Source organism: Tunturiibacter psychrotolerans, assembly GCF_051013365.1.
Taxonomy (GTDB): Bacteria; Acidobacteriota; Terriglobia; order Terriglobales; family Acidobacteriaceae; genus Edaphobacter; species Edaphobacter psychrotolerans_A.
Map to the genome: position 1 here is coordinate 2,855,401 of NZ_CP132941.1, position 13,130 is coordinate 2,868,530.

Here is a 13,130-nt window from a genome sequence, read left to right on the forward strand (position 1 = left end):
TGGCTCGAGCCCATTTCTTTGCAAGTTTTATATCGACACTTGAAACGAATCTCACGTAGAGCCACTATACTCGGAGACTTCAAAGCCGAGATGTCTAGTTCAACCGAGTAGACGATGTTAGATTGGTCATCCGAGGCTAGATGTCCACAGGAGCGGAGATACAGATGGGAAAAAGAATTTTCTTATATCACGCGAATGGATTCGCGCTCGGCGGCAGGATCACCCAGCCTCTTGAACAGGAGATTAACAGCCATGCAGCTACGGCTCTCTCGATCGTTGGTGGCCTCGCTTCGGCAAAAGCAGACAGCTATCGTCTCAAAGACCTAATCTCTTACCGTTCGGCGCACACCTATATTTCGGGAATCCAGAACAATGACACCCGTCACAGTACGGTTGTAAATACGGTTGTAGAGGATCTCAATATTCTCGATGTGATTACTGCCGATTCAGTGATCGGCAGGCTGTCCTCAACTCACGAAGACGGCCAGCCAGCCAAAATCATTCCCTTGGGTAGTACCTTTCAGAATTTGAAGATTGCAGGAAAACCAGTTGAGGTCGATCTCTTCGATAATCTCTTTGCGCATCATTCAACACATTCCTCTCTGGTCGATCACTTTCTAGGCAAGTGCAACACTAGTGACCCTTGCGCAGGCTTCACTCCGCCGACTCAATTGAGATACGAATGGGGTCATCCAGTTGCAAACATGCCAGCCACGTTGCAGGAGCGTCTACTAGCGCCGCCCATCCCTGGTTGGCAGCAGTCGGGATCCCATTTGTACTGCAGTCTGGTGCGGTCCGTGCGAGAAGCAAGTCCATCCGGAGCGGTCAATGCACCACCTGTCCCTTATGCCCACGCTATTAAAATTCCCGACGTTGGCCGGCTCTACTTGGGCGAACTTACCTCCTCGGAAGATACAAAGCGGCTTACGATGATGCGCCTTGAACTAGGTAGCCCTGTTGTCGGGAGTTTAGCGGTAGCTGGTTTGGAGACCAACGGTAAGTGGTACCCGTAGAATAATGTAACCACAGGACTTTCAATCAGGGTAATGACCTCATCCACGAACTCTCGAAGAAACGAAATGTCGAAGATGAGGTCAGTATGGGTCGCGACTTCGTTAAAGCAAGGGCGGATAACGCTCCTCTCGCTTATTTGCTTTCTGTTCGTGGCCTGTCGCCCTGGAGTCAAGTCGACGCCAAAGCCAACGTTTGAGGACGCGGAGCTGAAGTTCTCTCAGGGTGATGTGGAATCCGCATTGCATGAAGCGGACGCCTCATTACAGGATTTGCACGACAAACAGTCTGAGAAAGCTTGGCGTCTTCGCTTTCTTAAATCTGAGATTCTAATCTGGCAGGGATTCTCCCGCGACGCGGTGAATCTGCTTGCTCCAATGCCAAGTTCCGTTTCTTCGCAGTCCGACCTTGCTGCGTTTCGATCTGTGTTGCTCGGATCCGCCTACAGCAATCTCCAAATGTTCGATGATGCGGAACGGGAATTTGCCACCGCCAAGACGCTAAACACTCCGGAGGTGCGTGAGGTAACCTGCAGATTATTGCTTGGCGAGGGTCGATTAGCAGCTCTTCATCATGAGCCTGCGAGATCAGACCAAATGTTTCGGCAGGCAGCTGAGATTGCCCACCAACAGAACAAACCAATTCTCGAAGCAAGTGCATTAGGCAACCTTGGCATGCTTAACATGCAACAGCATCGTTATGCGGAGGCTGCTGACTGGTTCAATGAGTCCATATTCTTAGCTCAATCCCGCAACGCGGAAATTACGGCAACAAGAACCCTGGGCAACCTGGGGTGGGCCTATCTCAAAATGGGCGACCTGGATCGAGCGTTCGAAAGTTTTTCTCAGGCGGAGACTATATCAGAACGACATAGCATGATCACCGATGAACAGACCTGGCTGATGAACGCTGCAGAGGTACAGTTTCTCCGTCGGGATCTTCCAGAAGCGGAAAAATCCTATTCACGATCTCTCGAATTGGCGAGGTCGCTGAATGATCGGCAAGAGGTGATCTATGGACTGCATGGATTAACGAGAATTGCACTCGCAAAAAAACAATTCCCCCTTGCGGAGCGCTATAACCAGGAAGCAGCTGCTTTAGCAGATGCGATCGGCAGTCAGAACAGCAAACTCTACACGAAGCTGAACAGCGCAAACAAAGCGTTTGCAACCGCACAGTACATCGTGGCCAATCAGCTGTTTCAGGAAGTGGTTAGTGACGCAGGCGACGACATCAGCATGAAGGCAGAGGCCTTGGACGGCCTGGGCGAGACAGAAGACAAGCTCAAGCAGCCGGAATTGGCCGATAAGCATTACAGATCGGCGATTGCAGTTCTCGACAAAGAACGAAAGTCTCTCGGTCGAGAAGAATTTGAGCTCTCCTATCCCACAAACGCTAAGGACGCCTATAACGCCTACATCAGATTTCTAATGGACCGGGGTCGGTCGAATGACGCTTTCGCTGTAGCGGAATTGCATCGCGCCAAAACACTCACGGAGGGCCTGGAACTGCAAGGCGGTTTTAGCAGACAGGCGTTGAGCGTTGCCGACACTCAGCGTGCCGCGTCGCGTCAGCACCGGGTGATCCTCGCTTATTGGCTAGGGCCGGAACAGAGTTATCTTTGGGTTTGTCGGCCTGATGGTTCGCAGGTATTCGTCCTGCCGGGTGAAGATCAGATTGGTGCAATGGTCGAACGGCATCACGAACGACTTGCTGGATCGTTCAAATCCCAGAACGCGGACTATACCGACGGACAGGAACTTTACAAAGTGCTAATTGGTCCGGCGGAGCGGTGGATTACGCCGGAGGCGCGGATAACCATCATTCCTGATGGAGTTTTGTGCGGATTGAACTTCGAAACTCTAATTGTCGCTTCACCGAAGCCGCACTACTGGATCGAGGACGTCTTCATCTCGAATGCCAATTCAACAGCCTTGCTATCTACAGGTGGGCATTCAATTTTACGGCCATCGGCAAGGCCAAATAAAACGCTCCTTTTGATCGGAGATCCTAAAGCGCCCCAATATTATCAGCCGCTAGCACATGCAGGCGATGAAATCCGGCTCATACGAGGCCACTTTAGCTCAGAACAAGAAACTGTTATTTCAGGCCCGGACGCTACTCCGACGGCCTATTTCAATGCGAAGCCTGAGACTTTTTCTTTTATTCATTTTGTGGCCCATGGAACAGCAAGCCGCGTAAGCCCACTCGATTCCGCCGTCGTTCTTTCCCAAGACGGTAGTTCGTTTAACCTGTATGCACGCGATATCGCAAAGATGAAGCTGAACGCCAGGCTCGTAACTGTTTCTGCTTGTGATAGTGCGGGCAGCAGAATCTACTCATCTGAAGGATTGGTGGGGCTTTCTTGGGCATTTCTTAGAGCTGGAGCACATCAAGTACTTGCCGCACTGTGGGACGTAGATGATACGTCCACTCCCCGCCTCATGAACAACTTCTACTCCGGTATAGCTGAAGGAGAAGATCCCGGAGTCGCGCTGCGGGCAGCTAAACTCGAGCTTTTACGGTCGCAAACTATTTATGCGAAACCGTATTATTGGGGGCCATTCGTTCTCTATGAGGGGGCCGTCACTGAAGAACGCTAGCTTGAGGTTTTTGAACCAGTCTGTCTCCCGATTTAGCCAACCGTAAACTTATGACATCGATGGCAGAGGCAGACTTCACCGAAATCACTTCGCGAACTGGAAATCCTACTACCAGGGCACTCCCGCAGAACAGAAGCTATTGAGGCTCTATCGCGATATCGACCGTATTCGTAACTACTGGCTTTTACCCGAGATCGCCGAAGCCGTTGATATGTTGATTGCGAATCTTCTGTGGTAACCACGCCCGATAGCATTTGCAGCCGCTATTTATCCTTGCAATACCCGCGGCCGCGAAATAAAGAAATAGAAGGTGACACCCAGTGTCATTGATCGTGGACCGCATGCGGGACGTGCTGGGTGTTCTATGCCGCTGACTGCAACCAGGTCGCACCTCTTTCGTCTTTCCTTTTAATTCGGAATTGCCTATGCGAAAGCCCCGTGGTACTGTTCGGGAGTTGTCACTTGGTAAATTGACCTTTATGCAGCGAAAAGTCGCTCCGAAAGCCTCGTCAAAAGTGCCTCCCGCAGAGTCCGAGAGTGGCAAACAAATGCTCATCGAAGAACGTCGCCAGCATATCCTTTCGCTGGCACAGAAACGAGGTCGCGTTCTCGTCGAGGAGCTGTCAGAATCCCTCGGAATATCCCGGATAACAATCCGTAAGGATCTCGACTATCTCCAACGCAGGGGCGTATTGCAGAGAACTCATGGTGGTGCACTGCTTCCACAGTCGGGAACCCTTTTCGATCCGTCGATCAAGGAGAAGGAAGGGCGTCACCTGCAGGAGAAGCAGCGGATAGCGATCGCTGCCGTAGACCTTATCCAGGAAGGTCAATGCGTTCTGCTTGACTCAGGGACGACTACGACTGCCATCGCCAGGACCCTTAAGAAGTTTTCGCACCTGACCATCATTACTAACGCGGTAAATATCGCCGCTGAGCTAAGCGGGACTGACTTCGAAGTGCTCCTTACCGGAGGTTCGCTGCGCAAGAACTCTTTTTCCCTCGTCGGCCCGCTTGCAGAAGAGATGCTTCATGACATGCATGCCGACATCCTATTTCTCGGGGTCGACGGATTTGACCTTGAGGTAGGCCTTACGACGCCGAATGTAATGGAGTCGCGTGTTAATCGTGCGATGGTGAAAGCCGCTAAGACGATCGTGGCGGTCTGCGATTCCACTAAATTCAATCGCCGAAGCTTGTCGAAGATCGTCGATGCGTCTTCGATTCATCACGTCATAACCGACAACAATCTTCCAAAAGAGACGGCCGAAGCCCTACGCAATCTCAACATCAAACTCACACTTGTTTAGGCCGAATCTAGGAACCAAGAAAAACCGCTTATGCGGCAGCCTTCGTATTCCAGGCTGATTTTCCCTTTGATTTGCTAATCGGCGGGCACGGCCTCAAGTGTGAGGACCTCAAATGGGGCGAGATGAATCAAGAATCTCTGGTCTCTGCGCAACTCCGACGCGAATTTTTGGCTCGAGTCTTTTTCGTCCTTCCACACACTGTGCACTTTGTAGGTTGCTGGGTCTGACGGCTGGAGTTCAAAGGCTCTGGCTGCATCTATGCTGAATTCCTGTGGATTATTCGATGGATTTCTCAGGGTAATCACACCCTCTCGTGAACTCCACGCCGCCCATCCGTAGACCTGCAGCTGGTCCGGATCACCGCCAATCCAGTGAACGTCTTTGAGTGTCTCGGCGTGAGAACGGCTCCATCGAGCCGCATCGGCGAGCGTGTTCCAGTTCGCTGGCGATAAGAGCGAAGGCGTGATGTACATCTCCTGTAGCTGAGTTCCTGTCCCAAAGTAAGAGTGAACCTCGTCAGCGAAGTCGTTGCCTGGATCGGTGGCTAGATCCTTTGCTTGTTTGGCATAGACAATGCCGTGGAGCATTAGCGAGTTGAGCGGAAAGAGTGGACCCTGGCGAACAATATTTTTGTAGGTCTGTGCATCGCGGTACGTGATCCAACGCTGACGGGGTGTACCTACCCCGGAGAAGTCGTGATCTTCTCCGCCGCGCCAGATAGAGTCGGCGTAGAAAAGCCAGAACGGAGAGGCCGTCGTACCCGTGGTGAGATTGATAAAGATGGATGGCTTCTCTTTACGGAGCCGTTCGATGAGGTGGATGGCGGCATCGAAGTCACTGTCAAAAGCGCTCCCCGGAAAAACACTGTCCGCATTGCCAGTCCCATCAAACTTAAACTGATTGACGTTGTACTGACCGATCATCGTAAGACAGGTATCCTCAAACTTCTCAAAGTACTTCGGTCCGGATAGCGCATAGCCGTCGTGAAGAATCTCGTATCCATGTTCGCGGCCGTACGCGATGCGTTGTTTTTTTTGATCGGAATAGCCGCCCCACGGTGAGAGCCAAACACCAATGCCGGCCTTGTATTGAGCCGCCGCCGCCCCGGCCTTCGTGAACCCGTTCGGGAATCCTGAGTTAAAGCCCCATAATGTAGTCGGATCGTCCCATCCATCATCGAAAAGGAAAGAGTCAAGCTGAACATGCCGCGCCACCGTTAACTGCTGGCCGAAAGCGTTGATCCGATCAAGTGCTCCGTTTTCGTCGAATCGGTTTTCATAGCCAAGATCAAACCAGGAGTTGTAATGCAAAAACGGTTGATATGGCCGTGGGCGCTCACTCTCTATATAGCTAAGAAACGCGCGACGGAGCTGGCCCGGCCGCGAGGTCCCAATCACGGAGGAATATGTGATTCTTTGGCCGGCGCGAAGAGGCAGATCACGAAAGAGAGAAACCGTAACCTCTCGGTCTTGCACTGTGCTGACGGAGAGCGGATTTTCAAATCCAAAGAACATATTTTCGCTAATTATTGGGGAGCCTTTGACCATGCCTTCGACGTGCGCCATTGGATCGGCAAAGTGAAGCAGCCTGATCTCTGCGATAGGCAAATCCTGAGCGGTTGCCGTGATGCTGAGCAACTGTCGGACATAAGCCAATCCGGGACGCGCGACAACGCACCATTCAAGATGAGCGGGCAATCGTGGAGTAGCAAAGCTCCAGCAGGCGTTTGTCGAAGCTCTATCGTCATGCGATATCCGCAAGGATTGATGCGGGTCCGTTGCCAGTCTTGAGTTCGATGCCCGAGTCACCTGCATCTCCGTTGAACGAAGCACACTCTTGTCCCTCAACACGAGAATGAAGGATTCTGGGAGATCAATTGTTCTATCGGAAAAGCCATCACGGACGTGAAAACCGCCAAAATGATGGTTGGAGACCTCGATGTTGAGGGACAGATCCCCGGCGTGCAGGACGGTATTGTTCTTGGCAGAAAGGCTCTGGTCCTGAGCAACGCCGAATGGACCACTACAAATCAGAATAGGAAACAATAGACCTAACAGCCTGCGCTTAAATCGACAGAAGAGGAAGTTGAACATAGTGCCGTTGGCCCCGAGTTCGATGATTGAAATGATTATCTTCTAACATAAAACGAAATATATAGAAATAGTGGTATGTTTCGTTTTATAGTCCACCTATCGCAATCTCTTCCAACATGCCGGAGCTTCATTTTAGGAGCGACGGCGATTCGAAAGAGATCTCGAATCGAAAAGCACACCCTCACGAACGAGGAAATGATGTCGGAACAGAAAGCACAAGACAAGTTCATCGCCATGGTATCGGCAACGGCCAATGTTACGCTGCCGCTTAGCGACTTTCATCCACGCTGCATGCTGAACACGCCACGCAACGAAGTGTTACTTCCACGCTTTCCGGTCATTGATTATCACAATCACTTGGATGCGCAGGAGCCAAAACATGTGCTGGATATCATGGATGCTTGCGGAATCGAGCACATCGTCAACATCACGATGAAGGTGGGGGATGAAGCGCTCCGTATGATGGATCGCTACCGGTCCGCGGATGCTGCACGTTTCTCGACCATCGGCTGGATGGATTGGACAGGCGTCGAGCGCGACGATTTCGTTAGAGTAAGCATCGACCGGCTTGAGCGTCTGGTAGAGCATGGGGCCGTCGGATTCAAGTTCTGGAAAGATCTCGGCTTGTCCGTGCGTGATGCAAGCGGACAGCTTCTACACGTCGATGACGAACGTCTTGCACCAATCTTTGAGAAGGCCGGCCAGCTTGGCATTCCGGTGATGGTGCATATTGGCGATCCGGAGGCTTTTTTCCTTCCAATTGATGCGAACAACGAGCGTTATGAAGAGTTGGCTGCACACCCGGACTGGAGCTTTTTTGGTGCCGAGTTCAGCAAACATGAGTTGCTAGATCAGCGGGATCGCGTCTTCAAAAGACATCCGGGGACAACTTTCGTTGCCGCTCACATTGCCGAGAATGCAGAGGATCTTCAGCGTGTCTCCGCGATGCTGGATGCAAATCCAAATGTGCTCGTGGATATCAGTGCGAGGGCATCTGAACTAGGACGGCAACCCTATTCGGCGCGGAAGTTCTTTCTACGCTTTGCGGATCGGATTTTGTTCGGCGCTGATCTTGTTCCAGAGGTCGAGATGTATCGTCTCTATTATCGGTTTCTGGAGACGGCGGACGAATATTTCGAATACCCCACCCACGCATCTCGCCAGGGACGCTGGAACATCTATGGAATGGACTTGCCGGAGGATGTTCTGCGGAAGGTCTATCGAGACAATGCACTGCGTTTGTTGCCAAATCTAAAGTGAGATTGCGAGCAGGAATGGCCACTGAGACACTGTTGGCGGGAGCAAATACGATCTATGATCTCTGGAGCTAATTCCTCTTCCGCAATAGCCTCAGCTCAACGCAGCTATAACGCTTTGCTATTGTGTGTGGCCGGACTCGGCGGCCTGCTCTATGGGGTGGATATCGGAATCATCGGGGGAGCGCTGCCCTATCTGGAGGCGACCTCAGGATTGAATGCCGGACAGCTTTCAGTGATTGTCGCGGCTGTCCTGCTAGGTAGCGTGATTTCGACCATCTTCGCCGGGCTGCTCGCGGACTGGATGGGCCGCAAACCGATGATGACTTTGAGCGGCCTCGTCTTCGTTGTGAGCATTCCTGTCATCGCGCTGTCCCATGGCTACGGTCCTCTCTTTGTCGGACGACTCCTACAGGGCATCAGCGGCGGATTTATCGGTGTGGTGGTTCCGCTCTATCTCGCGGAATGCCTTGCCTCATCCAATCGCGGTAAAGGAACGGGAATATTTCAGTGGCTGCTTACGCTCGGTATCGTAGCCGCAGCATTGATCGGAATCTACTACAGCTATCGCGTTGAGGCTGTGGCGCGTGCGTCCGATGCCGCGGCGTTGTTTCAGGTCAAAGATCGTGCGTGGCGACACATCTTCTGGATCTCACTGCCGCCGGGAGTCCTATTCGTTCTCGGGAGCATCTTTGTCACGGAGTCGCCGCGCCACCTCTTTCGCGCTGGCCACCGTGAACGCGCTATGGCGGCGCTACGTCGCTCGCGAACACCGGCAATGGCGGAGCTCGAGTTCGGCGAGATGGAACAGCGTTCGCTGAACGTCGGAATGCCGGATGGATCAGGCCAAAAGAACACGGAGAGCCTCTTTCGCAAAAAGTATGTAATTCCGTTTCTACTTGCTTGCGTGATTCTCTTCTGTAACACCGCGACCGGCGTCAACTCGATCATCGGCTACAACACAAGCATCCTGCTGCAAAGCGGCCTCTCCGATTTAGCAGCGCATTGGGGTTATGTCATCTTTACTACCGTGAACTTCCTGATGACAATCGTAGGAATGACACTCGTCGATCGCAGGGGCCGAAGATTTTTGCTCATCCTGGGTAGCACAGGCCTGATGGCGACGCTGATCTCAATCGGAATGCTCTTTTGGAAAACGGAAAAATCCAATTTGGAGTGTCGCGACGCTGTTCAATCGCTCGTAGGGCCGCAACAGGAGTTGGTTCTTAAGTTCGATCAACCGGAAGCCGATCGTCTCCTGGCGGCCAGCGGTCACGAAGACACGACGTCGCTTGGTGCACATGCATCGCTCGCGGTCATATACTCCTACGGGGGTTTTACCGGGGCGACTACTTTCGTCCGCTCTGATGACCCTGCGGCAGAACCCATCCGGATTACTCGGGCAAGTTCCATTCCCGCAACCAGGGTCGAAGCCTTCTTCAAGAATCCTTTCTCTGATCTCGACGCTGCTCGGACCGCGCCTCTGACAATTGAACGTGCGCGAATCGGCCAGGTTCCCGACCGGGCTCACGGATACATGGTGGCACTTGCGCTATTTGCATTCATCGCGTTCTTTGCAGTAGGGCCTGGAGTCTGCGTCTGGCTTGCGCTTTCAGAGTTGATGCCGACGCGAATTCGTTCCATCGGAATGAGTGTTGCGCTAGTAATCAATCAGCTCGTGTCGACCACACTTGCGGTTCTATTTCTCCCCGTCGTAAGTAAGTACGGCTACTCGACAATGTTCTTTCTCTTTGCCGGATTCACGGTGATCTACTTCATCACCGCGACTTTCTTCCTGCCTGAGACCAAAGGAAAAACCCTGGAGCAGATTGAGCAACACTTCGAAGCCTTAGGGAACTAGCCAGGTCCCTGCGAGCACGACGCCATCCTCACAAGGTGCCACTCCCCGTCCTCTCTCTTGCTCTGCATATCTCTTTCGAAACGGCGGTTAGGAAAACTACAACGCATTGTCCGCTGAGGTTAGCGACTCAATCAAAATAATTTCAGTCGATATTCACTGTCCGGCCCTCTCACTGGGTATTAGCCCTCATCGTTCCGAATGTAAGGGGCGATCGAGGGGCGTACGGCAGTGAGGGCACTGGAGAGGCACTATAAGGCGACGGAGTTGGCGGAGCAATGGAGTTTGAGCCCGAAGGTAGTCAGGAAGATCTTTGCTGACGAACCCGGCGTCCTGAAGGTTGACCGCCCAGAGCTGCGGAACAAGCGTGGGTTATTGTTCTCTCCGGATCCCCGAGAGTGTTGCGATAAGCGTCCACAAAAGTATGTCGGTGTAGAACACTGGTACCGCTCAGTCAATCGGTGTCACTAGCCGCCCGCTAGCAATGGTTCTGAGGGAGGTTGCGGTGATGTGAAGTGTGCTCGATGATGTGGTCGATTGACGTCCTTCAACTGATCGTGTTCGATGGAAGAAGTGAGCCGCACATCTCCTCTTCCGGTGGACGTTCTGTTGCCGGAGATCATCTCGTCTCTGCAGCACAACCCAAACTTGGTCATCGAAGCGCCACCGGGCGCGGGTAAAACGACGCGTGTGCCACCTGCTCTGCTCGGGATTGTCCGGGGTGAAGTAATGGTCCTCGAGCCGCGTCGGATAGCTGCACGACTGGCGGCTCGGCGAGTCGCCTGGGAACTAGGCGAACAGGTCGGTGAGACTGTCGGATATCAAGTTCGGTTTGAGGAAGCAGTCGGACCGGGCACACGGCTGCGGTTTGTCACGGAAGGCCTCTTTACGAGACGGCTGCTTTCGGATCCTAGCCTCAAGGGCGTCGATGCCGTTGTACTAGATGAGTTCCACGAACGACACCTCGACAGTGACCTCGCTCTGGCGTTGTTAAAGCGACTGCAGCGAACGCGGCCAGATCTGCGGATCGTGGTGATGTCGGCTACGCTCGATGCCGCTCCTGTGGCGCTGTATCTGGATGGTTGTCCGATACTGCGGTCCGAGGGACGGCTGTTCGAACTCACAATCAAGCATCTACCGTACTCTCCAGCGCCGATTCACGTACAGGTGAAGGGCGCAGTGGAGTGGCTGCTCGACGACGGAAATCTCGGCCACACCGTGGTCTTTCTGCCTGGAGCTGCGGAGATACGGCGCACGACGCGAGAGTGCGAGGCCGTTGCTCGCCGAGCCGGGCTGCTCGTGCTACCGCTGCATGGCGATCTGTCACCAGAAGAACAGGACCGGGCGGTCTCCCCTAGTCCACAACGAAAGCTCATTCTTGCCACCAATGTCGCGGAGAGTTCAGTGACGGTTGAGGGCGTAACTGCTGTCATCGACAGTGGTCTGGCTCGCGTTGCCACCTACTCTCCATGGACCGGTTTACCGACTCTGCACCTCGGTCGAGTAAGCAAAGCGTCGGCGAAGCAACGAGCTGGCCGAGCAGGGCGCACGGGGCCAGGTAAAGCGCTCCGTCTCTACTCTGAGGAAGACTATTTGCTTCGTGCGAATCAGGAGACGCCAGAGATACTGCGCAGCGACTTATCCCAGTTGTGCCTGACCCTGCGGGCGATGCAGATATACGACTCCAACATGGTGAATTGGCTGGACGCGCCGCCAATGTCGGCACTTCAAAACGCCGAGTCGTTACTCGACAGCCTTGGGGCTACCGGAAAGATGGTCGACAGACTGGCGCGATATCCCTTGTCTCCTCGGTTGTCGCGCATCCTGGTAGAGGCCATAAACCGCGGCGTAGGTGAGGACGGATGTCTCGCGGTGGCTCTGCTTGAGTCGGAGACACGGAGCGAGAAAAGAGACCTTCTTGACGCAATGGAGTCGCGACATGACTACCGCACCGTTCAGCACGTTGAGCAGCTCCGTCGCATCGCTCGCCCTTCGAAGCAACTCAAACACGAAGACGATGCGTTGCTCATATCGGTCCTTGCCGGTTTCCCCGATCGAGTCGCACGACGGAGAGCGGGGAATCAGGTGCGGTTGTCGACAGGCGTCTCGGCTGAAATCGCAGGCGAGCCACCTGTATATGAGTTCATGGTTGCGATCGATGCGGAGGATCGCAAGGACAAGCCTCTTCCGTTGGTACGCACGACGTCCCGAGTCGAGCCCGAATGGCTGATCGACCTCTTTCCGGATCGTGTGCGCGAACAATCCAGCGTGAAATGGAATCGTCTCGCAGAACGAGTCGAAGCAGTCAGCACGCTGTTATACGACGATCTAGTGATACAGGAATCCCGAGATACGCAGCCAGAGATGGAGGCAGCATCCGATCTGCTCTGGAGCAAGGCCCTGGAAATTGGCATCGAGCGGTTCGTTGATGGAGACTCGTTGAAGCAATTCCAAGCCCGGGTTGAGTTCGCTGGTCTTGCTCAGCCCGATATTCCGCAAACACTGCGTGAATTGTGTTCGGGACTTCGAAGCTTCGCCGATCTGAAGGATGCCGCGAAGAGCTTCGTGCTTCTTTTAGAGCAAAAGGTAGATCAGCAGCTCTTGCGGGAACTCGCTCCGGTGAGCGTTCGACTGCAGAGCGGGCGTCAGGCCAAGATTCACTACGAAGGCGACAAGCCCCCATGGATCGCGTCTCGCCTTCAGGACTTTTTCGGGATGAGAGACACACCGCGCGTTGGGGTCAACAACATGCCGCTGGTGATCCACCTGCTCGCGCCGAACCAGAGGGCAGTGCAGACAACGACAGATCTTGCCGGATTCTGGACGAGACTCTATCCGCAGCTACGTCGTGAACTGATGCGCCGATATCCTAAACACTCTTGGCCTGAGCATCCGTAAGTTGATCCAATCACTTGCCGACTCGCCTGAAGAAATCCAGCCGTGCATTTTTGGCTAAGAGCCTCATCCTCACGTGGTGATGCACAGAATGGCGAATTGCC

8 protein-coding genes are annotated in these 13,130 nt (G+C 53.5%); 7 read left to right on the forward strand and 1 reads right to left on the reverse strand.

From position 1 onward, the window contains the following. Positions 1 to 164: 164 nt before the first annotated feature. The 4 genes from RBB76_RS11960 (at position 165) to agaR (ending at position 4,924) form a co-directional block, all read left to right on the forward strand. A complete protein-coding gene (locus tag RBB76_RS11960) occupies positions 165 to 1,013 on the forward strand; it encodes a choice-of-anchor P family protein (protein WP_429631865.1) in 849 nt (282 codons plus the stop codon). 66 nt (positions 1,014 to 1,079) lie between these two features. Then, positions 1,080 to 3,614 (forward strand): CHAT domain-containing protein, encoded by a 2,535-nt coding sequence (locus RBB76_RS11965; RefSeq protein ID WP_433963549.1) that lies wholly within the window; start codon positions 1,080 to 1,082, stop codon positions 3,612 to 3,614. A gap of 55 nt (positions 3,615 to 3,669) precedes the next feature. Next, positions 3,670 to 3,852, forward strand: coding sequence for a class II D-tagatose-bisphosphate aldolase non-catalytic subunit (locus RBB76_RS11970; protein ID WP_429631925.1), 183 nt, complete (start codon positions 3,670 to 3,672; stop codon positions 3,850 to 3,852). A gap of 310 nt (positions 3,853 to 4,162) precedes the next feature. Then, entirely contained in the window at positions 4,163 to 4,924 is a 762-nt protein-coding gene (gene agaR, locus RBB76_RS11975) for a transcriptional repressor AgaR (RefSeq protein ID WP_429631923.1), read from the forward strand. A 74-nt stretch (positions 4,925 to 4,998) separates the two neighbouring features. Here agaR and RBB76_RS11980 read toward each other — a convergent pair whose 3' ends face one another. After that, entirely contained in the window at positions 4,999 to 6,579 is a 1,581-nt protein-coding gene (locus RBB76_RS11980) for an enterotoxin (RefSeq protein ID WP_429631861.1), read from the reverse strand. 636 nt (positions 6,580 to 7,215) lie between these two features. On the opposite strand from RBB76_RS11980, the gene RBB76_RS11985 reads away from it, so the two are divergent. The 3 genes from RBB76_RS11985 to hrpB all read left to right on the forward strand — a co-directional run bounded on the left by RBB76_RS11985 (position 7,216) and on the right by hrpB (position 13,029). Continuing rightward, positions 7,216 to 8,277, forward strand: coding sequence for an amidohydrolase family protein (locus tag RBB76_RS11985; RefSeq protein WP_429631859.1), 1,062 nt, complete (start codon positions 7,216 to 7,218; stop codon positions 8,275 to 8,277). 54 nt (positions 8,278 to 8,331) lie between these two features. Beyond that, positions 8,332 to 10,134: an MFS transporter gene (locus RBB76_RS11990; protein WP_429631857.1), complete on the forward strand. Its 1,803-nt coding sequence runs from the start codon at positions 8,332 to 8,334 to the stop codon at positions 10,132 to 10,134. A 561-nt stretch (positions 10,135 to 10,695) separates the two neighbouring features. Further along, positions 10,696 to 13,029, forward strand: a complete 2,334-nt coding sequence (gene hrpB / locus RBB76_RS11995; RefSeq protein ID WP_429631855.1) for an ATP-dependent helicase HrpB — start codon at positions 10,696 to 10,698, stop codon at positions 13,027 to 13,029. The last annotated feature ends 101 nt before the right edge of the window (positions 13,030 to 13,130 follow it).

Coding starts and splice junctions, on each gene's coding strand:
- RBB76_RS11990 (WP_429631857.1), top strand. CDS start 8,332: ATGATCTCTGGAGCTAATTCCTCTTCCGCAATAGCCTCAGCTCAACGC.
- hrpB (WP_429631855.1), top strand. CDS start 10,696: ATGGAAGAAGTGAGCCGCACATCTCCTCTTCCGGTGGACGTTCTGTTG.
- RBB76_RS11965 (WP_433963549.1), top strand. CDS start 1,080: ATGTCGAAGATGAGGTCAGTATGGGTCGCGACTTCGTTAAAGCAAGGG.
- RBB76_RS11985 (WP_429631859.1), top strand. CDS start 7,216: ATGTCGGAACAGAAAGCACAAGACAAGTTCATCGCCATGGTATCGGCA.
- RBB76_RS11960 (WP_429631865.1), top strand. CDS start 165: ATGGGAAAAAGAATTTTCTTATATCACGCGAATGGATTCGCGCTCGGC.
- agaR (WP_429631923.1), top strand. CDS start 4,163: ATGCTCATCGAAGAACGTCGCCAGCATATCCTTTCGCTGGCACAGAAA.